The sequence below is a fragment of the Chloroflexota bacterium genome, assembly GCA_013152435.1.
In the GTDB taxonomy this organism is placed as follows: Bacteria; Chloroflexota; Anaerolineae; order DUEN01; family DUEN01; genus DUEN01.
In genome coordinates this window covers 21,247-42,348 of the sequence record JAADGJ010000041.1, presented here as the reverse complement: position 1 = coordinate 42,348, position 21,102 = coordinate 21,247, and the positions used below count along the sequence as shown (strand labels likewise).

The window sequence follows — 21,102 nt, the reverse complement described above, 5'->3', positions numbered from 1 at the left end:
CGCCGCACTCACCCCCAGAAACCGCAGCATCTCCCGTCGTGTGACGCACTTGCGCGCCATCTCGTTTAGCACGGACATCGCTCTCCCTCCTTTGTCACGCCAAACATCCCACATGTGGGATGTTTGCTAAACGTGACAGGTATAGACATCGGGCTCACAGAGAACCGCCGGAGATCCGTGTGCCTCGCCCGCCGATTCAGGGGCAAGCCGTCCTTCCGCCCATACAGCGTCCCCTCTCCGTATTCGCGGGTGGGCACGATGAGCTTGGCCATCAACCTTTCTTTGTCCCAGTCTCACCTCCTCTCTCCGCAATACACGGCTGGTGATGAACCGACGTGTGGATGACCTCTTGGTCGTGCACCTTTTTCGGCGGAAATGCAGCGGGGAGCCTTGAGGAGCTGGGCTCCTCAATAAGAAACTGCCTGGTTTCCGCCCCTGACCTGCCTCGCCCGACTCCGTCTACCCGAATCAGGTCAGGAAAGGGCAGGTGCCAGGCGGCAAGGGGATGCCCTGGCGAAGGGAGGTCCCTCCGATCCCCCCTGTGGGCTTGCGGTAAGCGTTGTGGACCGTCTCGCGGGATTTCCACCCTTTCGGATACATCACCCCTCTTGGAACGTCTGTCACGGGGGAATAGAAGGTGGTATAATGACAGCCGGGCTAAATCGCTCCCATGTTTAAGTATAGCTGGAGAGGCTATTGGAGAGGGCAGGAAAGTGCCACGTCAGTGCCCGATTGGTGACAGTTTACCGTGAACCTGGGACGGCGATATGCGCACACGGGAGGAGTTTATCCGGCTGGTCAAGGACGCCCTGGCCCATCTATACGATTACCCGCACCTTCAAGATCATCCACTGGCCCTGCAATATTGGCCCAGGGATGAACACGAGGGCCCCAGCCGGGCCCAGCGGCTTCACCGCCTCTTGCTGGAGAGCATTGAGGAGCTGTATCCCCCCGATACGCCGCTTTCGGACGCGCCTCATGCCCGATATTATTCCCTCTTGGTATACCGCTACGTGGAGCGGTGGCCGCTGCCCGAGATCCTGCGGGAATTGGCGTGCAGCCGACGGCAGTTCTTCCGCGAGCAACAAAAGGCGCTTATGGCGCTGGCCGACGTATTGTGGGAGAAGCTTCCACGACAGACGTCGCCACCCGCCGAGGCGGAAGACCCGATCGTCGCCGAGGCGGAGCGCATCTTTAGCCAGCGCGAGGCTGTGGATCCCATCGAGGTAGTCCGTGGGGTGTTGAAGGCCATCGGCCATCTCGCGGAGCAACGCGGTGTGGCCCTGGAATGTGCGCTGAGCCCCCGGCTCCCGTCCATTTACGGCAACCGCACTTTGCTCAGGCAAGTCCTCCTGAACGCCCTGAGCCGCCTGATCACCTTGCCGGGCATCCAGAAGATCAGCCTCCACATGCGATATGAGAGGAGAAGGGTCCTCATTGAGCTGGTCGCCGGAGCGGACGTCTCATCTCTCTCGGGAGACGTATCCGATCCCCACGTACCGGCGCTGGATTTCTCACAACGGCTGGTGGAGATGATGGGCGGGCAATGGCAGGGTTTGCAGGTCAGTCCGGCGGGGTATACGTGCCGCTTCTCCTTCCCGACCGATGGCCAGAAGGTCCTCCTCGTCGTGGAGGATAACGAATCCGTCATTCGGGCGTTTCGCCGCTTCCTGGCCGGATACGAGTACCAGGTCGTCGGGGCCACCACCGGGGCCGAGGCGCTGCGGCTTGCGCGGGAGTTGGAACCTACGGCCATCACCCTCGACGTGATGATGCCCGCCCAGGATGGGTGGGAGATCCTGCAGGCGCTGAAGAACGACCCCGCCACGCAGCACATCCCGGTGATCATCTGCTCGGTGCTGGATGACCCGGATCTGGCGCGCTCATTGGGAGCCGTCGCCTACCTGCACAAGCCGGTCACGCAGGCCGACCTCCTGTCCGTTTTGGCCAACCTGTCCGGCGCGTCGTAACCGTGAGGGAGGAGGCGGGGGGACGGCCTCGAGGAGCCCGTTCAGGTAACGCAGCGCTTCCTCATTGGTGAAGCCCGACCCACTGGTGACCATCAGCATCCCCTTCCCCAATCGACGTTCCTCCTCCGGAGTGCGCTCGCGAGCGGTGATCACCACGACCGGGATATCGTGCAACCTGGCGTCCGCCCTCATCTGGGCCAATACAGCGTAGCCATCCATCTCCGGCATGATCAGGTCCAGGAGGACGAGATCCGGGCGTTGACGTCGCATCTTGCGCAGCCCCTCCGATCCGCTGTACGCGCGCACCACCTCATACTCGCGTGGCGCCGAGCGGATCATGCGCGAGAGGAGCCGGGCCATCCGAGGGTCGTCATCCAGGATGAGGATCCGACGCACGCCTTCGTCCTGCCGATCGAGCAAGTCCATGAGCGCGGCGCGAGAGATCGGCTTGACGAGATAGTCCATCACGCCCAGGGCCCGCCCTATCTGGCGTTCCCCCACCAAAGGGCACAGGATGACGGGCGGGGCGGCGTCCCCCAGGCGCTGGCGCAACGTTCGCATCTGTCGCCACGCCTGGCGCCCTCGGGCCGGGTTGAGGATTACAGCGCGGGGATGCAGCTCCGCGACGAGTTTGGGGACCTCCGAGGCGTCCTCAACGGGCACGACCACATACTGTTCTAGGGTTTGTTCCATCATGCGGACGATGGTCGGGTCCTGATCCAGGAGCAAGACGGTTCGGCCGCGGCCGCGAGGCCGCATCCAGGCCACCGGCGTCCGATGCACCGAGCTCCTCTCCACCATCTGGGTGCCTGCCAGGGGCAACGTGAAGTGAAACCGGCTGCCGTGGCCGGGGATCCCATCGCTCTCCACCCAGATGCGCCCCCCGTGCATCTCCACAAACCGCTTGCTGATGGCCAACCCGAGCCCACTACCGTTCTGACATCGGGTTGTAGTGCCATCCAGTTGCCGGAACTCCTCGAACACTTTGTGATGATCCTCCGGCGCGATGCCGATCCCCGTATCCGCGACGGTCACCCTGATCTGTTCGTGCTCCTGGGCGACCTGCACGGTGATATGGCCGCGATGGGTGAAGCGCCGGGCGTTGTTGAGGAGATTGAGCAACACCTGTCGTATCCGGGCCCGATCCATCAACACCGAAGGCAGATGGGAGGGGATGTCGACGCGCAGCTCGATCTGCGCGCCCCGCATCAGGGGGCGGATGATGTCGAGAGCCTCCGTGATCACGGCACGCAGGTCGGCCGGCTCCAGATAGATCTGCATCCGGCCGGCCTCGATCTGGGACAGGTCCAGCACGTCATCGATCAGGCGGAGGAGATGCTGGCTGCTGCGGTAGATCTCCCGGATGTCCCCGCGATACTCCGGGGGTAGCGGGACGCCCCCGTAGCTCTCCGGGGACAGGTACATCATCTCGCTGAAGGCGACGATAACGTTCAGCGGCGTGCGCAGCTCGTGGCTGATATTGGTCACGAACTGCTGCTTGACGAGTCGCGCCTCCTCGGCGGCCTCGCGCGCCTGGGCCAGCTCATAGTTCAGGTGCTGCAATCGCCGACAGGCCTCGTCTAAAGCCTTCAACGTGCGGGCCAGCTCGGCCTGTTGATCTCGAAGCTCCTCCTCGCGACGCTGCGCGGTCATGGCGCGCTCCCAGGCCCAGTGAAGCACCAGGTACAGGTTGCGGACCGAAAGCGAGGAGAGGATGCCAACCGCGCTGATGAGGAGAATCGGCCCCAGAACTTCCGACGAGAGAGGGGAATAGCCGAAGCGGAGGACGCCGATGGCGAGAACCAGGCCGTTGCACAGGAGGGCAACGCCGGCCACGACTTGCGGGCTGAACAGCAGGCTGGTCAGGCTGACGACGATGACCAGCATGTAGGGGGCGACGTCGAGGCCGGAACGCCACATGAGGAGGGATACGGCCAGCGTAATGCCCGTGATGGCGCTGATGGCGGCGGAGGATAGCTTCTCCCTCTGAAGGACGAACGCGGCGGCCAACCCCACGATGATCGGAAGGGGGCTTAACCAGGAGCGATTGAACCAGAGATTGCGCGAGAATAGGACTCCGATCCACAGGTACAGGGCGCCCATGACGAGGATGAGGATCATCTGGAAGGATTCCCTTCGCAGATAAGCCAGGTCACTGCCTCCGGTCATACCCGTCCTCGCCATAATGTGCCTCCTCGTCCGTCAAAACCCTACGCTCAGATCGGTGGGCACGTAGACCCGGATAGCCGCCTCGCCGTTCAGCGGGCAGTGGTTCTCGCAAATCCCACAGCCGATGCAGCGCTCTCGCACCACATGCGGCCGCCGGACGTGCACGAGCTCCCCATCCGGCGTCTGAACGTCTACTTCCTCCAACACGATGGCCTTATCCGGAACCGGACACATCTCCTCGCACACGATGCAGTCCCGCAGATCCGCCCAGGGGATGCAGCGGTTTTGATCGATGTACGCATGGCCGATCACGGCCTGCCGCTTCTCCTCCAGCGTGAGCGGCGGGATGGCGCCCACCGGGCAGGCCTGCCCACACGCGTTGCAGGCGTAATCGCAGTATCCCAGCCGGGGAATCAGCACCGGCGTCCACAGCCCGGCCCACCCGGCCTCCCCCAGGCTCGGCTGCAGCCCCGACGTGGGGCACACCCTCACGCAGATGCCGCACCGGATGCACTTGGAGAGGAAGTCGTTCTCGCGGGCGCCCGGTGGCCGGATAAGATAGGGATGCTCCCGGCCGGCCGCGGGCTCCGCGCCGAAAAGCCCCAACAGCGCCAGCGCGGCGCCGGCCGACGTGAGGACCTGACGGCGTGAGGGATCGTACGCGCGCCAGGCAGCCGGCCGCCAATGCCCGACGAAGTGCTGTTCGGAACGCGAGCACACCGGTACGCAATCCAGGCACAGAGTGCACTCGGACGGATCGCTCGCGTGGCCGCGCGCCGGGTCGATGGTCCCCATGGGGCAGGCCCGGGCGCACAGGTGACAATCGATGCACTCGTCCCCTACCACCCGCCGCAGCCAGGCCACCTTGCCTACCAGCCCCAACAGAGCCCCCAGCGGACACAGATAACGACACCAGAACCGCTTACGAATCGCGTTGAGCGCCAGGATGGCGACGAAGAACAACGCGACCAACACGTTTCCCCGGTACAGCGGCTGATACAGGGGCAGGATAGGCCCACGAACCGCGGCCTCAAAGACATCGATGGGGGCCTGCAGGAAGGGCACCGTGTAGGCGAGCGTCTCAGCGCGAGAGATCAGGAAGTTCGACACCGGCCAGAGAACGGTCGCCGAAGTGCGATACAGCAACGTGATGGGATCAAGGATCAGGAATGTCAGGTTCCCCGCCAGGGCCGCGACGAGGATCAAAGTCAGCAGGAAGTACTTGGTCTGCCGCCAGCGCGGCGAGGGATCCGGCTGGTCCAGCCGCGGGCGAGGACCGGGCGTCCAATCCAATACAGTGCCCAGGGGACAGATCCAGCCACACCATACCCGCCCCAGAGCCAGCGCCAGGACCAGTGCGAGGAGGGTGCCCAGGAGCAGGGAAGGAATGAGACGTCGGCTGGCCAGCATGCCGGCCAGGCCGGCCAGCGGGTCCAGGCGGAAGAAGAGGTCGGCCGGCAGCCAGGAATCACGGCCCGCTGTTAGGAACAGATAGAGGAAAAGCAGGAACAAGACGGCCTGTATCCAGGGACGCACCCGGCGCCAGGTCTGTGCTCGCAAAGATCTTCCTCCCATGGTCAAACGCTTGAAGGATTATCTCCGGCGACGGCGGATGAAAGAACTCTGCCTGGGCTGTGAGCACCCAGGCAGAGGATTCCGAATCGGCAAAGCCCCCCTTACAACGCCCGACGCACGATCTCTTTCAGATCATCCAGCGTCACCGGCCGAGGGTTGATGAGCATCAGTCGCTTCAGGCTGAAGGTCCTCTCGGCGATGTAGTCCACCTGCTCGGCCGTGATGCCGATCTCCGAAAGGCGCATGGGCACACCCACAGCCCGCTCCAGGCGACGCACGGCCTCCACCGCCCGAGCCGCCGCCTGATCCTCCGGCAGGCCCTCCACGTCCTCGCCCATGGCCCGGGCGATCTCCGCGAACGCTTTGGGGCGTGCTGGCAGGTTGAATTCCATCACGTACGGCAGGAGCAACGCGTTCCCCTCCCCATGAGGGCGATGCGCCAGCTCGGCCACGGGATACTCCATGGCGTGCACCACCCCTACGCCCGCGTTGGAGAAGGCCATCCCGGCCATCAGGCTGCCCAGATGGACGGCGGTGCGCGCCTCCAGATCGTCCCCGTGATGCACAGCGCGCTCCAGGTTCCGGCCGATGAGTTCGATGGCGCGCAGGGCCAGGACGTCGGTCAGCGGGCCCTTGCCCTGGAACAGGGCGGGCCCCTCCGGCGGCGCGGGTTTGGCGTGGAAATCGATGTTGATATAGGCCTCGATCGCATGGGTGAGCGCGTCCATGCCCGCCGCGGCGGTGAGCCGGGGCGGACAGGTCAGGGTAAGCTCGGGATCGCACAGGGCGACAGCCGGGCGTATCAGATTGCTGAGGATGGCCCCCTTGACCCCCGTATCCGGATCTTTGAGCACGGCCGCCGAGGAGACCTCCGATCCCGTCCCCGCCGTAGTGGAGACGGCGATCAGCGGCATGATAGGGCCGGGCACCAGGTCCTCGCCCATGTAGTCCCGGGGATGGCCGCCGTATCGGGCAACGACCGCGGCCGCCTTCGCCAGGTCCGTGTTGCTGCCACCGCCCACGGCCACCAACGCGTCGTAATCACCAGCCCGAATTCGCTCCGCGCAGGCGAGAATGACGTGCATGGGCGGCTCTGGCTCACCCTCGTCGAACATCTCGAAGGCCACACCCGCGGCCTTCAAGACATCGGTGACCCGGTCCACCGGCCCCGCCTGGACCAACGGCGCGTCGGTGATCACCAGGACGCGCTTGAGCCCGCGCCGACGGGCTTGTGCCTTCAGCTCCTGAACGGCTCCCGGACCGAAGAAGGTCTCCCCAGCCGTGTGGAAAGTCCAATAAGTCGCCATGATCCCCTCTCCTCGCGAAATGTCGGCCCCGCTGGGCGAGTGATGCCTCGTCCCAGCGGAACGCCATCAGGCCTGCCCAAAGGAAAATCCGCTCAAAGGGCGATCTTCTCGATCTTCAGGGCGTCCAGGTCCATCCGGCCCAGGCCCATCTCGGCTGCCCTCACGATGTAGCCGATGTCCGAGGGCTTCTTGCCGAACAGGGTGGTCGCGTAGGCATCGGCCGCCACGATATCACTGCTGGCGATCACCGTGTCCATCTTCTTCACATCATCCAGGTTGCCACCGGTCGGCCCATGAGCCGTCAGGATCCGCACCGCGTCCACGATGGTCAGCGTGGGCCGCACGACGGTCGCCAGGTCGGCCAAGCGCTGATGCAGATTGCGATGGAAGCGCCCACGGCCGTTGGGGATGATCACACCCATCAGGTTCTTGATGGCCAGCGTCAGCCCGGCCAGGCTGTGATGCTTGGCGATGGGCACATCGATGACCACGTCCGCCTGAAAGATCTCCTGATAAATGGGCCAGCTCTTGATATCCTTGCCCTGGGGAATCGGGGTATCCTTGTACTTGACCGGGCTCATCACCTCCATGACGCCCCCGGCCTCGCCTACCGCCTGCGCGATCCCGGATCGCTCGTAGGCCTGCTGCGGCGTCCCGGAGAAGGGGGCATCCATGACCCGAACCCGCTTGGCGCCCGCGGCCACGCACAACGCCACGATCGCTCCCACGACCTGGGGATTGGTGGTGGCCGCGTACTCGTAGGTATGCGCCGCGGTGCAGATGTTCGGCTTGACGATGACGTCATCTCCCTTCTTCACGAACCGCTCGATCCCGCCCAGTGCGGCGATGGCGCGCCGGGTGAGCTCGGCCGGATCGGCATCCGGGCCATGCGCCACGGCCAGGTCCACCGCACCCGCCGGGGCGGTCGGGGGTGGAGTGGACGGCAAGGTCTCCGCCTCCGGGGCAGCCGGCTGCTCTGAACGGCATCCATTGGCGCTCAACACAGCCCCGATCGCGGACAACGCCAGCAATCGCTTCACGAACTCACGCCGATTCCACATCTCAGACATGGTCCCCGTCCTTTCTCTCAGATCGATCCTCATACCTTGCGATTTATTCTACCACGCCCATGTTGGAATAGCCAGCAAGGTGGCGTATCCAATGGTGGAAATGCCGCGAAACAACCCACGATGCCCATCGCAAACTCCCAGGAGTGGTGCGGAGGGGCCTCTGAACCCTGGGGTCTCCCTCATGGGTGTTACCGGGGCAGGGGCGATTCATGAATCGCCCCTGCAGATAAATTCCCCGTCTGGGGAAAAGCCCCTCAAAGCTTTCCCCCGTATCGCCCTACAACCGGGCGTCCGCCCCCACGGGATTCGCCCTCCGGCGCCGCCGCCTTGACATCACCCAGCCGGACGTGTATGGTGGGCAGGCGAACGGATCGAAATCCACGAACGTTCTCATCGGCGAGGGAGCTTATGGGCGATCGAATGAACATCTTGCTGATCACCACCGACCAGCACCGGCTGGACACGATCGGATGCTACGGGGCCGAGATCTGCGAGACGCCCCATCTGGACGCGCTGGCGGCGGAGGGCGCCCGCTTCACCCACGCCTTCACCTGCACGGCCATCTGCACACCGGCGCGCACATCGCTACTCACCGGCGTGGCCCCGTTCCGCCACGGCATGCTGGCCAACTTTGAGCGCAACGTGGGCTACCCGTGGGAGATCCCCGAGCACAATACCCTTCTGCCCGCCTACTTGCTCCCGGCGGGATACGCGTGCGGCAACGTCGGCAAATGGCACGTGGGCGTCGAGCGCGGCCCCGCCTACTACGGCTTCGAGGGGGAGCACTACCCCGGCTGGGCGCCGCCCTACGACCACCCGGACTATCTGAGCTATCTGGAAGAGCGCGGCCTGCCCCGCTTCTCCGTGCGGGACGAAGTGCGCGGCACGTTCCCCAACGGGCGCCCCTCCCTGCCGATGATGGGCGTCCACGACGCGCCGGTCGAGGCGACCTATCCCTACTACCTGGCGGAGCGGACGATCCAATTCCTGCGCCGTTACGCCGATCGCTTCCACCGCACGGGGGATCCCTTCTTCCTGGCCTGCCATTTCTTCGGCCCACATCTCCCCTACTTCCTGCCCGAGCCCGTGCTGAATCGCTATCCCCCGGATCAGGTCGAACGCCACCCATCGATGGCGGAGACCTTCGCCGGCAAGCCCGCCGTCCACAAACGCTACCACGAGCATTGGGCCTTCGACACCTACCCCTGGCCCGTGTGGCAACGGGTGACCGCCGCCTACTGGGGTTATGTAAACCTAATCGACCAGCAGATCGGTCGCATCCTGGCCGAGCTGGAGGCGCTGGGGTTAGCGGACGCCACGGCCGTCTGCTTCACCTCCGACCACGGGGGATTCGTGGGGAACCACCGACTGGCCGATAAGGGGCCGATGATGTATGATGACATCTACCGCATCCCGATGATCATCCGTTGGCCGGGGGTGACGCGGCCGGGCAGCACGTGTGACGCGCTGGTATCCCTGACCGATCTGATGCCGACGTTCCTGGACATGGCGGGAGTGCCCGTGCCGGACGGGCTGGACGGCCGCAGCCTGATCCCGCTGCTGCGGGATCCAGAGGCCAACTGGCCGGACGCCGTCTTCGCCGAGTTCCACGGCCATCACTTTCCATACCCGCAACGGATGATCCGCACGCACCGATACAAGCTCGTCGTCAACCCGCCCGACATCAACGAGCTGTACGATCTGGAAGCCGACCCGTACGAGCTCCATAATTTGTACGATCACCCGGCCTACGCCGACATCCAGCGAGACCTCATGACCCGGCTCTACGAGCACCTCGTGACAGCGGGCGACAACTTCCATCACTGGCTGCCGACCATGTTCGAGGTAGAGCCCCGATCGGATCTGTGGAGATGGCGAAGCAGGTGATCGTGAGATCCCCCTCTCGCCGCTCATCCAGCGCGCGTCTGTCAGCCTCCATCGTTCGTCACGTATTATGTACTCACGTTTCGCCGTGCCCACTGCACGCCATAAACTGGGAGGATCTGCCATGCGCGATGTGCTACTCGCCGAGGACTATCAACCGCGCTCGGAGCTCGTCGTACCTCAGCATCACGTACCTCGGGCGAAATTCCCCGTAGTAGACGTTCACAATCACCTGCCCGTATGGGACAAACGCATGCATGGCGTCGATCTGGACGAACTCGTCCGGATGATGGATTACCTCAACATCGCCACCATCGTGAATCTCAGCGGCGGCACGGGTGACCGGCTGAAGGAGAGCGTGGAGAAGCTCGACGCCGCCTACCCCGGCCGATTCGTCACCTTCTGCAACGTGGACTGGACCGACGTCGGCCGGCCGGGCTGGGCGGACAGAGCGACGGCCCGGCTGGAAGAGGATGTGAAGGCCGGGGCACGGGGGCTGAAGATCTTCAAACGCCTGGGGCTGCAGATCCGGGATCAGAAGGGGCACCTGGTGATGCCCGACGACCCGCGCATCGCCGATCTGTGGGACAAGGCCGGCGAACTCGAGATCCCCGTGCTGATCCACACCGCCGACCCGGTGGCCTTCTTCCGCCCACTGGATCGCTTCAACGAGCGCTGGGATGAGCTCCGCCGCCGTCCCGAGTGGCACTTTTACGGCCCGGAATATCCCTCCTTCGAGGAGCTCATCGACGCACTCTACCGGATGATCGAGACGCACCCCGGCACCACGTTCATCACCGCGCATGTCGGCTGTTATCCCGAAAACCAGGGCTTCGTATCGCGGATGATGGATCGATACCCGAACCTCTATACGGACATCTCGGCCCGCATCGCGGAGCTGGGCCGGGCACCCTACACCGCCCGGGCATGGTTCCTGAAGCACTCTGATCGCATCCTCTTCGGCACGGACGCGCGCCCCGACATCCCGACATATCAGACCTACTTTCGCTTCCTGGAGACGGCGGACGAGTACTTTGAATACGCCCCGGGCGCCCCTATCCCACCCCAGGGCCGCTGGCGGATCTACGGCGTATGCCTGCCGGATGAGGTACTGCAGGGGGTTTACCAGGAGAACGCAACCCGCCTGCTGAAGCTATAGTCGGGAACGACCTCCAGCGCTCACACGGAGGGATTGAAGGCGATGTTCGAAAGGATCGTCTCCGCGATGTCACGATATGAGGTCATCCTCGAGCCCGATGAGGACACGCCCGAGTGGTGGGCGGGCGCCCCGTCCGTCGTCCGGGCCGACGATGGGACGTTCTACATGGCCGCTCGTATGCGAGAGGGCAGGTCACCGCGCGGCCGAAGGGGATACGAGATCCGCATCCTCAAGAGCGCGGATGGGCATCACTTCGAGCCGATCCACCACATCCTGCGAGAGGACGCGGGCGTGCCCGTCTTCGAGCGGCCGGCGCTTGTGCGCGATCCGATGACGGGCGGATACAAGCTGTATGGATGCAGCGGGCTGGAGCGCGGCTGGGTGATCCTGAAGTTCGAAGACGTGGCAGACCCTGCGGATTTCGATGCCCGCTCCGCGCGGCCGGTCCTCACGGCCGACTATCCCGACGACGAGTTCGTACACGTCACCGGCTACAAGGACCCGGTCGTCCTGTGGGCCAAAGGGCGGTGGCATATGTTCGTCATCGGCACCGACCGCGTTGAACGGCCTTATCATTTCGTCAGCGAGGATGGAGAAAGATGGCGACCTGCCGCACAGGGCCCGATCATGGAGAGCCAAGGCTGGCATAACTTCTTCACTCGCCCGGCCAGCGTCCTCCCTATGGCGGTGGGCTACCTGTTCGTCTACGAGGGATCGAACCTGCGATGGCGAGATCCCGTGTACAACATCGCGACCGGCCTAGCCTATTCGCCAGATCTTCGAACGTTTGTAGACCTGACACCGCACGAGCCCTTACTGAAGAGCACAACGCCTGGCGACTATCACACCTTCCGTTACTCCCATTGGATGGTCGTTGGGGAACAGGTGTTCGTATACTTTGAGGCGGCGCGTCCGAACAACACCAACGAGATTCGCCTGGCGACCTTTCCCGCCGAGTGGGCAAGAGGAGAGGTCCCCTCCACACTTTGATCCCCACGAAGAGCGCCGAGATCAGATCAGGAACAGCTGCGTGTACCTGGCGATGACGCGACAGTAGGCCAGCAAGGCGTCAGGCATGACATGCCCCGCGCTCAAGGCCTCCCGGGCGCCATAGAGCACGACGACGTCGTAAAGCAGCGCCCGCCACACGGCCTCGGCCAGGCGCAGCGACACCAGCCACGGCAACGATCCGACGCCGACCGGAAGCTCCAGCGGCAGCACGGTGATATCCAGATCATGCCGTTCGGCGTGGATGGTCCACCAGACATCGGCGCCAAAGCGCAACGTGACGATCAACACACGCTGGCCGAGCGCGGCGCTGGCCAGGATCGGCGCCAGGACGCGCTCCTGACGCGCGTGATCCCCTGCGTCGGAGAAGGGCAATAGCTGTTGTTCCATGATGGCTCCTCTCAGATGTGTGGGGAGGCATCGCGGGGAAACGAAAGCCCCTCCGCATCGGGAGGGGCCTGTGTGCAGAAAGCAAGCCCGCCGCGCTGTGAAGCGCGGCGGGGGCATAAGCGATCTCGCACGCTCGGCCCCCTTTGCCTCGAAGGTGGTGACGAGCAAACGCAGAGGCGGGTATCCTGGCTCCCCGAGCCGCCAAGTGGCTCAGGCTACAGTTGCGGGACAGCGCCGGACTTTGACCGGTCTTCCCCCATTGTGCTCCGGGCTTCCGGGCCACTGGAGCACCTCTGCGCGCGCTATGTCATCGGTTGTCAAGTTACACAGGGATTGTAGCGGGTCACGACCTCCTTGTCAAGCGGCAAGTATCGCCCATATCACTCTCCCAAGTAAAGCCGCCCTGGATTGCGATCCAATAGATCGGCTGCCAGATCGACCGCCTGTTCCTCCTCCAGATACCCCTCTTCCACCATGCCGGCCAACACATGTGCGATCTGGCGGCGCACCAACTGAATCTTGCCGTAGCTCCACTCCACGCAATAGGCATCGGAGAAGAATCCCTGGATCTTGTTCGCCGGCAGCAGCTCGATCCTCTCCCGCAACATGCGGCGGATCACGCTGGGATTCAGAGCATACCACCAGTAGCCTGCGACGGAGACATTGGGGTGCATCTTGGCGTACGAGGCCAGCTCGTGCGACTGAACGGGGTTGGCCAGAGCGACGTCGAAGCGCAGATTGGGGAAATCGGCGAAGAGCACCGCGAGGGCGGCCAATGTGTCGGGCTTCGTCACCGGCAGCCGGAGCCCCCCGGGAAGCCGGCGTATCCCCACCATGATCTGCACAGGGATGCGCCTGGCATCGCACGCGGCCAGCAGGCTGCGCCACGCGAACACGTTGAGCGCATCCGCCTCCACGTTGCTGAGCGCCTCGGAGCGGCGGAGGGCGCGCAACGCCGCGTCCACCCGGCTGGGCGACGGCGCCGACCAATCCCACAACCGCTCGCGCTCGAAGGAGGCGGCGAGGGCGACCACCCCCTGCTCCCGCCACGAGCTGACGAGTTGCTGCATGGCCCGCTCGACGTCGGCAGCGGTGCGGATGCTCTGTTGGGCTCGATCCTCCAAGAGCTGCACCAGATCATCATCCCACGGCTGGCTGACCAGCGCCTCCACCCGCACCGTGGGGCAGAAGAGCGCCGTATCCACCCCTTCCCAGGCGGCATTCCACCGAAACGTCAGGAAGGTGCGCCGGATGCGAGCTTTTTCCCGGAGCACATACGCGGCGCGCTCAGGCTGGCGAGCATCCGCCTCAACGCGATCACACAACCGCATCCACGCGGATTCATCCAAGGGCCCCTCGATCTCGTATAGATCGCGAACGATGCGCTGCAAGGTCCAATAGGTGCTGGTATTCGCGATGCGCGACAGGTACGGCACCGCAGCCCGGAGGCGATCACGCGGCGCGTTCTCCGACGAGAGGAGGGCGCGAGGCATCCCTGCGGTCATCAGCTCGCTGACGATATAGTGATAAAAGACGACATCGCCCACATCCGTAGCGGCAGGGCGACGAAAATCGATATGAGAATGAATGTCCACGGCAGGGATTTGCTCAATGGCGGCCTGCAAGCGCTGGCGTACGGTCTCGTGCATGATCCTCTCCTGAAGCCTTTGTATCTCAGTAGATCGCCAACGGGTAAAGTATACCCGTGATCTGAACGGCTGCCAAGGATATGGCCGCCGAAGGGAGAGGGCTGCATTCAAGGTCGTTCAGGCCGGCATGGACAACATCAGTTGACGCGAGGAGGAGGATCAGGCACAATGGGACGGATTCCAACGCCCAGACAGAGGATGATCCCGCGATGTCCCAAGCCATAGATGGCATCACGCCCGGCGACGTCGGCGCGATGCGAATGCTTTGGCCGCTCGGCCTGGCCACGGCACTCTCCCTGATGGGGGACGCCACCCTCTACGCGGTGCTGCCCACCCACGCTGGGGAGGCCGGCATCACCCTGGGAGCCATCGGGGTGGTTCTGAGCGTGAACCGCTTCATCCGGCTGGCCTCCAACGGGCCGGCCGGGTGGCTCTACGACCGCCTGGCCGATCGACGGCGGCTCTTTCTGGGCGCGCTGTGGCTGGGCGTGCTGTCCACAGCGATCTATGCGCTGAGCTCGGGATTGCCATCGCTCCTGGTGGGTCGGCTGATGTGGGGTATCGCCTGGTCGGGTATCTGGGTGGGCGGGAACGCCATCGTGTTGCAGATGGCCCCGCCCGCCCGGCGCGGCGCCTGGGTGGGGGTCTATCAGCTATGGTTCTTCCTGGGAGCGGCGCTGGGATACCTCCTGGGAGGCGTGCTGACCGACGCGGTGGGGTACCGCCCGGCGCTGGGAATCGGCGCCGGGGTATCGGCCGTGGGCGCGCTGACGGCGGCCATGGCGCTATCCGCCCGCCACACCCGCAATCCCCAGTCCGCACGCATCGGATCCTGGAAGACGGTCGGGGGACGTTCCCTCCTGCGCAGCCTGTCCCTGGCCACGCCCGCGATGTGGGCAGCCGCGGCCGCTCATGGGATCAACCGCCTGGTGGTCGCAGGCGTCCTGTCCGCCACGTTGGGGCTTCTGGTACAGGATCGCGTGGGGGGCGGCCTACACGGGGATGGGTGGAGCATCGGCGTGGCCACGGTGACGGGCGGGCTGCTGGCAGGGCGCACGCTGGTCAGCCTGGTGGGCGCCCCCCTCTCCGGCCAGCTCTCGGATCGCTCCGGCCACCGCTGGGGATTGCTGGCGTGGAGCCTGGTGGCCGGCGCGGTGGGGATCGGGCTCCTGGCCGCACCGGGCGGCCTCGCCCTGATTGTGGGTCCGCTGATCGGGGCGGCCGCGGGCGGCAGCATCCAGGCCCTGGCAACCGCGTTGATCGGGGATCTATCCGCCGGCGAACGACACGGGCGGGGGCTGGGCGTGCTCTACACCATGGGCGACCTGGGCAGCGCCATCGGTCCCCTGGCCGCGTATGCCCTCCTGCCGCTCACCGGGCTGCCCGCCATCTATCTGGGATGTGCCGCGCTGATGCTGATCATCGCCGGCTGGGCGGCCGCGATGGGACGACAGACCTACACCAGCTCCGGTCTTTAAAGCGGAGTACCTGACGCCATCTGGTGTCCGCAGTCAAAGGGGGACGATCCCTCACGGGTAAAGAAAGGTGCGACGCGCCTTTCACAACACGTCGCACCTGAAAGCACGGTAAAAGGGATCTACCAGCCTATCACAACGGCAATCCCAGCCAGGAGAACACACCAATCAGCTTCAGGCCCACATAGACATACAGTAACGCCAGCAGGAACTTCAGTCGTCTGGCGCTCAACCTGTGGGCCGCGATCGCTCCCACCTGGGCCATCGGGATACTGGTTACGACCAACGCCAGCCACGCCGCCAGATTGAAGTAGCTCAGGCTCCACGGCGGAAGATCGGTCAGGTTCCGGAACAGGCCAAGAAACACAAACGCCAACGCGCCCACTGAGGACCCAATGACCATCGTCGCCTGGGAAAGAGCCACGGTCTGATGGATCGGCACCTCCAGGATCGTGTTCAACGCCGGCACATAGACCAACCCGCCACCGATGCCCAGGAAATGGGCGATGAACCCGCCGACCAAGCCCATGGGCCAGAACCTGCTCCGTCTTATCGACGGCATCTTGTCGACCGGACGCGGCCTGGCCGTCATGAAGCGCCATGCTCCAATGAGGCACAGCACACCGAACAGCACTTTCAAGATCACCCCCGGCACGAAGACGGCGAGGCCACTCCCCAACAGTGAACCGACTCCCACCGGGATGGCGAAATTCCAGTAGTGAGACCTGGAGAACTTCCTGATCTTAGCATGGCGCAACACACCGCTCAGGGCGGTGGGAACCACCACCGCCATATTGGTGCACAGGGAGATCTTCATCGCCGTATCCACCGGCACACCCAAGCCCTTGAACAGAAAAAACATCGTGGGCACCATCAGGAAGCAGCCGCCTACGCCAAACATGCCGTTGATGAAGCCAACGCCTGCGCCGGCGAGCAGTAACCAGATAAAAAACGTCACATCCATGACCATCCACCTCCGTATGAAATCAACGCAAGCGATAAAATGCACCATTGACGATTCTTGCGTCTCATTCACCCGGCGGTGGACGCTTAACACCTGGGCCTTTTCCACCCTGACATGGACAGCGGCACACCTTTCGCTTCCGGTTGCAACGAGCCTCCATCGCCAAGCACCACCCTCTACCCCAGCACCGCCAACACTCGCCCAAGCAGATAGTCCGTCATCATACTGACTGAGAACTGCGATAGAGCGACGTAGTCCGTTACCACACCCCCCATACGGTTACCCCTTGAGTCAGCACGAGGACTACTATCCGTCTTGTGACACAACCGTTCGCTTCAGCGTGCCATCGGTGTTGAAAAGGGCTCTTTTAAGCCACAGTGCTACGTAGACTAGTCCAACCAGGACCGGGACCTCGATCAACGGACCGATCACCGTCGCCAGCGCCTCTGACGATGCGATGGAGAAGGTACCCACCGCCACCGCGATCGCCAACTCGAAGTTATTGCTCGCCGCGGTGAAAGACTGAGTCGCTGCCAGCTCGTAGGGGAACTTAAGCCACAGTGATATCGCAAAGGAGACAGCAAACATCGAGACAAAGTAAGCCACCAGCGGGATGGCCACCCGTAACACATCCCACGGTTGGGCAAGAATGCGATCCCCTTGCATGGAGAACATAACCACGATGGTGAACAAGAGGCCGAAGAGCGCCGTTGGGCTCAGCTTGGGCATGAATCGCGTCTCATACCACTCCCGGCCGCGCTGGCGGATCAGTGTGAACCGGGTGATGATACCAGCCGCCAGTGGGATGCCCAGGAAGATCAACACGCTACGGGCGATCTCCCACATACCCACGTTGACGGCAGAACCTTCCGCTCCGAACCATCCCGGCACCAGCCGCAGATAGAAGTACGCCAGAGGGCTGTACATCAAGATCTGGAAAATAGAGTTGAGAGCAACCAATACAGCACAGTATTCGGCATCGCCGCCAGCCAACATATTCCAGATCAGCACCATGGCGATGCAGCGGGCCAAGCCCACGATGATGAGTCCCGTGCGGTAGTGAGGCAGATCAGGCAGGAAAGCCCACGCTAAAACGAACATGATGGCAGGCCCAACAACCCAGTTCAATGTCAGCGAGACGCCGAACTGTTGCCAGGCCATAGCCACCTTCCCTAACTCCTCATATCGCACCTTGGCCAACACAGGGTACATCATCCACAGAAGCCCCAGGGCAATGGGAAGAGATACCGTACCAATGCTGAGTGCGCTGAACACGTCCTTGATGCCAGGCAGGACCGCTCCTAACGCCACGCCAACAACCATGGCCAGAAAGATCCACAACGGAAGGAAGCGATCGAGCAATGACAACCGCTCAAAGACACCTTCCCTCTGTTCAATTGTGACGCCTGGTGCTGCAACCTGTTTCATGCTGGGAATACCTCCGATCCTCATGAATAGAGCATGGATCCATGCGATGCAGCCCATCAAAGGGCCAGTCTCATTAATAGCAAGACCTGCCAAGAAGACCTTTATATAGAGATTTTTGCATGCAATGAACGCCAAAGAGAAGCCGCTGCATCGCGGCCGGCACTCAACGTACGTCACCGTCACAATCATCTCATAGCGGACGCGGCGGGCTACACTCTCACTGAAACCTGGCATTTGGGGCAGCGGCAATGGTCAAGCCGTGTCGGGGATGTCCGCGGCCCTAGAAACTCCTCCAGCAAGGAGAGCATGCGCTCATCACAGATGGCATAATACACCCGCTGCCCATCCTTACGGTCCCGCACCAATCCGGCCTCTCGCAACACGGCCAATTGCTGCGACACGTAAGCCTGTGGCTTGCCCAACAACGCTTCCAGATGGCAAACGCATTCCTCCCCATAGCGCAACGCATCGAGGATGCGCAGCCGGGCCGGATGCGCCAACGCCCTGAACAGGCGAGCAGCCTTCTCGTACCGGGGGCTCACCATCTTGTCTCCTGATCCATGCAAAGATTCGCATGTACATGATACGCCGATACATCCCGCTTCGGCATGATCGGGCTCATGTAGTCCAATTGCCGCGCCCATGGTAAAATGGCTCAACGATCTCGCAAACACAAGGTAACCGTCACCCGTGCTGCTAAAAGTCCTCTGGAACATCCTGGTCCCGATCTTCCTGGTCGCCGGAGCCGGCTGGTGGGGACGCCGGCGGCTGGGGATCGACAGCCGCTCCTTCTCCGTAGCCGCGTTCTACATCCTGACGCCATCCCTGGTCTTCGACTCCCTGTTCCGGATCCAGATCGCCTGGCAGGACCTGGGGAGGATCCTGGGGTTCTTCCTGGCTATGGTCGCGACACTTCTCATCCTGGGGCTGCTCATCGCCCGGATCCTGGGCTGGGAACGGGCCATGACCAGCGCCTTCGTGCTGACCCTGGTGCTGGTCAACAATGGCAACTACGGGATCCCGCTCAACCGTTTCGCCTTCGGAGAGGTGGGATCGCAGCTCGCCGTCCTGTTCTACACGGCCAACGCCATCTTCGCCAACACGGCGGGGGTGCTCATCGCCTCCAGCGGGAACACCGATCTGAAGCTGGCGCTGAAGGGGTTGCTGCGAGTGCCGATGATCTACGCCACCGTGGCCGCGATCCTGCTGCGCGCCCTGGCGCTGGAGCCGCCGCTGCCCCTCATGCGGGCCGTCAATCTGCTGGGAAACGCGGCCGTCCCCGTCATGATGATGATCCTGGGGATGCAGTTGTCCAGTATAGATACCCGTGATGAGATGAAGCCCGCCTGGATCGCCACCGGCATCCGCCTGGTGCTCTCCCCCCTGCTGGCGGTAGCGCTGTCCGGCCTCCTGGGGCTGGAGGGGCTCGTGCGGATCGTGGGCATCACCCAGTGGGGGACGCCCACAGCGGTGTTCACGGCCGTGCTGGCCACCCAGTACGACTGCAAGCCCCGCTACGTGGCGATGGTGATCCTCGCCACCACGCTGCTGAGCATCCTCACCATGCCCGTGCTCCTCAGCTGGGTGGGAAAGGGGATGCTGGCCGGGATGTAAGAGTGTGTCTGAGAAGTGCCGTTGCTTCTGCTGTGGGGAGGCCCGGAGGGGCGGAGCCCCTCCGGAAAAAGCCCTTCTTTTGCCCTCGACCTGCCTGGCCTCGGCCTGGGCCCTTCGGGAAGGACCGAGAAGGGCAGGTACAGGCCGGAAAAGCGGGGTTTTCGTGGAGGGGAGGGCCCCTCCACACCTCCCCTTGTGGAGCTCTAAGACGCTATTGAGCTTCGCGTGGTGAAAGAAATGTGGGCCGCGTCATTCGTTTCGGATTCAGTAAGGGCGACCCGGGGGGTCGCCCTTACGAAAACCAGGGTTCATATGTCGCCTTATCTAAGCGAAGATCAATAGTGAAGAAGTGACCTCGATATACTCCCCTTAATCCCTTCTCGGTGTCTTAGCGGCTTCGTGGTGTGTTTTTCAGACACCCACTTACCGCGTTCTCCGGAAGATGATGTTGGTCCACTGCCCGACCTCACATTTGTTGTTGATGGTCACGACGAACTTGTCGGACAGGGGCGTCAACGGCGGATCATTGGGGTTATGCGTCAAGCCATACTCCGGCAGATTGGGGGGACAGGCCACGATATAGATCTCCACCGTCACCCCCCTGGGATCCTGGTTGCCGAAGGGAGCGAAGCTCCAATTGCCCGCCCCGACGCCACCACACCCCGAGCACTTCGTGTTCCTTGGCCCATAGAAGGCGATGTGAACGCAGACGCCGTTCTCCGGCGATCCATCAGCGTATTGGACCTGGCCATCGAAGTGGATGGTGCCGCATTGGGGCGCCGGTCGAGGGCTGTCCTTGACCAGCATCCACTGATATTGCGGCTGCGCCGGCTGCGGCACCGGCGTGGGGGTTGGCACCGGGGTCGGTGTCGGCGGTGGCGGCGGCGGGATGTTGGCCGCGATCTGGACCTCGGCCACGTTACCCTGCGGCCGGGTCAGCGGGGCGTACAGCCAGCCGGCCCGTCCCTTGTAATCGATCTGCCACCAATCGCCGCGCGGATTCTTCCCGATGATGCGATACGCCTGATCCGCCCGGGCGGCCCCGATGATCGGATAGTTGGTGCCCGGCCCCTGGCGCACATTCATGTTCGTGGTGGGGACGGCAGCCGGCGGCAAGGGCGTCGGCGTGTCCGTGGGTGTGGGCGTGGGCGGCACGGGCGTCGGCGTCGGCGCCTGGGTGGGCTTCAGCTCGGGTGTGGGCGTGGGCGTGAAGGTGGGGCGCAGCTTGCGCGTCGGCGTCGGCGAGGGCGTGGGCGTCGGATTCAGGCTGATATCGACCGTGCACGAGGTCAGGAATAACGACAGGAGAAGTCCCCCGATCAGGACAAGGGGATGGCTCCCTCTCAGCAAGCGATGCATAGTTTCCCCCAGGGTGAGGAATGAGATCCGGGGGGACGGGTGCGAAGCCGAAGCCCTCGACGAGCCCCGGCCGTTCATTCA

At 63.6% G+C, this 21,102-nt stretch carries 16 protein-coding genes and 1 riboswitch; of the genes, 6 read left to right on the top strand and 10 right to left on the bottom strand.

The genetic code is table 11. The annotated features are described in order from the left end of the window. Nucleotides 1-767 precede the first annotated feature (767 nt). Nucleotides 768-1,970 (top strand): response regulator, encoded by a 1,203-nt coding sequence (locus tag GXP39_05555; GenBank protein ID NOZ27505.1) that lies wholly within the window; start codon nucleotides 768-770, stop codon nucleotides 1,968-1,970. Here the strand turns inward: GXP39_05555 and GXP39_05550 are convergent. The 4 genes from GXP39_05550 to GXP39_05535 form a co-directional block, all read right to left on the bottom strand. Continuing rightward, on the bottom strand, nucleotides 1,884-4,154 hold the full coding sequence (locus GXP39_05550) for a response regulator (protein NOZ27504.1): 2,271 nt from the start codon (nucleotides 4,152-4,154) through the stop codon (nucleotides 1,884-1,886). The two genes, GXP39_05555 and GXP39_05550, sit on opposite strands and share 87 nt — an antisense overlap. A gap of 18 nt (nucleotides 4,155-4,172) precedes the next feature. Further along, nucleotides 4,173-5,699: a 4Fe-4S binding protein gene (locus GXP39_05545; GenBank protein NOZ27503.1), complete on the bottom strand. Its 1,527-nt coding sequence runs from the start codon at nucleotides 5,697-5,699 to the stop codon at nucleotides 4,173-4,175. A 116-nt stretch (nucleotides 5,700-5,815) separates the two neighbouring features. Next, nucleotides 5,816-7,021 (bottom strand): iron-containing alcohol dehydrogenase, encoded by a 1,206-nt coding sequence (locus GXP39_05540; GenBank protein ID NOZ27502.1) that lies wholly within the window; start codon nucleotides 7,019-7,021, stop codon nucleotides 5,816-5,818. 92 nt (nucleotides 7,022-7,113) lie between these two features. Then, nucleotides 7,114-8,091, bottom strand: coding sequence for a DUF362 domain-containing protein (locus GXP39_05535; protein NOZ27501.1), 978 nt, complete (start codon nucleotides 8,089-8,091; stop codon nucleotides 7,114-7,116). 420 nt (nucleotides 8,092-8,511) lie between these two features. Between GXP39_05535 and GXP39_05530 the strand changes: the two genes are divergently transcribed. The 3 genes from GXP39_05530 (at nucleotide 8,512) to GXP39_05520 (ending at nucleotide 12,124) form a co-directional block, all read left to right on the top strand. Then, nucleotides 8,512-9,978 (top strand): sulfatase-like hydrolase/transferase, encoded by a 1,467-nt coding sequence (locus GXP39_05530; protein NOZ27500.1) that lies wholly within the window; start codon nucleotides 8,512-8,514, stop codon nucleotides 9,976-9,978. Between the two features lie 121 nt (nucleotides 9,979-10,099). Continuing rightward, complete coding sequence (locus GXP39_05525) at nucleotides 10,100-11,134, top strand: amidohydrolase family protein (GenBank protein ID NOZ27499.1); 1,035 nt, start codon at nucleotides 10,100-10,102, stop codon at nucleotides 11,132-11,134. A 66-nt stretch (nucleotides 11,135-11,200) separates the two neighbouring features. Further along, complete coding sequence (locus GXP39_05520; protein NOZ27498.1) at nucleotides 11,201-12,124, top strand: hypothetical protein; 924 nt, start codon at nucleotides 11,201-11,203, stop codon at nucleotides 12,122-12,124. A 21-nt stretch (nucleotides 12,125-12,145) separates the two neighbouring features. On the opposite strand, the gene GXP39_05515 is transcribed toward GXP39_05520, so the two are convergent. Together GXP39_05515 and GXP39_05510 are read right to left on the bottom strand one after the other, a co-directional pair. Further along, nucleotides 12,146-12,532 (bottom strand): hypothetical protein, encoded by a 387-nt coding sequence (locus GXP39_05515; GenBank protein NOZ27497.1) that lies wholly within the window; start codon nucleotides 12,530-12,532, stop codon nucleotides 12,146-12,148. A gap of 157 nt (nucleotides 12,533-12,689) precedes the next feature. Beyond that, nucleotides 12,690-12,842, bottom strand: a riboswitch (cobalamin riboswitch). 70 nt (nucleotides 12,843-12,912) lie between these two features. Beyond that, the gene (locus GXP39_05510; GenBank protein NOZ27496.1) at nucleotides 12,913-14,181 is read right to left on the bottom strand and encodes a hypothetical protein; all 1,269 of its coding nucleotides are present in this window, start codon (nucleotides 14,179-14,181) and stop codon (nucleotides 12,913-12,915) included. Nucleotides 14,182-14,390: 209 nt separating this feature from the next. Between GXP39_05510 and GXP39_05505 the strand changes: the two genes are divergently transcribed. Beyond that, a complete protein-coding gene (locus tag GXP39_05505; GenBank protein NOZ27495.1) occupies nucleotides 14,391-15,659 on the top strand; it encodes an MFS transporter in 1,269 nt (422 codons plus the stop codon). A 130-nt stretch (nucleotides 15,660-15,789) separates the two neighbouring features. Here the strand turns inward: GXP39_05505 and GXP39_05500 are convergent, their stop codons facing one another. From GXP39_05500 to GXP39_05490, 3 genes are all read right to left on the bottom strand, one after another. Continuing rightward, nucleotides 15,790-16,620: a sulfite exporter TauE/SafE family protein gene (locus GXP39_05500; protein ID NOZ27494.1), complete on the bottom strand. Its 831-nt coding sequence runs from the start codon at nucleotides 16,618-16,620 to the stop codon at nucleotides 15,790-15,792. 306 nt (nucleotides 16,621-16,926) lie between these two features. Then, nucleotides 16,927-18,048, bottom strand: a complete 1,122-nt coding sequence (arsB, locus tag GXP39_05495) for an ACR3 family arsenite efflux transporter (protein ID NOZ27493.1) — start codon at nucleotides 18,046-18,048, stop codon at nucleotides 16,927-16,929. Nucleotides 18,049-18,257: 209 nt separating this feature from the next. Then, entirely contained in the window at nucleotides 18,258-18,593 is a 336-nt protein-coding gene (locus GXP39_05490) for a winged helix-turn-helix transcriptional regulator (protein ID NOZ27492.1), read from the bottom strand. 145 nt (nucleotides 18,594-18,738) lie between these two features. Here GXP39_05490 and GXP39_05485 point away from each other — a divergent pair, with 145 nt between their 5' ends. After that, a complete protein-coding gene (locus GXP39_05485) occupies nucleotides 18,739-19,662 on the top strand; it encodes an AEC family transporter (protein ID NOZ27491.1) in 924 nt (307 codons plus the stop codon). 423 nt (nucleotides 19,663-20,085) lie between these two features. Here GXP39_05485 and GXP39_05480 read toward each other — a convergent pair whose 3' ends face one another. Next, on the bottom strand, nucleotides 20,086-21,021 hold the full coding sequence (locus GXP39_05480; protein NOZ27490.1) for an SH3 domain-containing protein: 936 nt from the start codon (nucleotides 21,019-21,021) through the stop codon (nucleotides 20,086-20,088). Nucleotides 21,022-21,102: the final 81 nt, after the last annotated feature.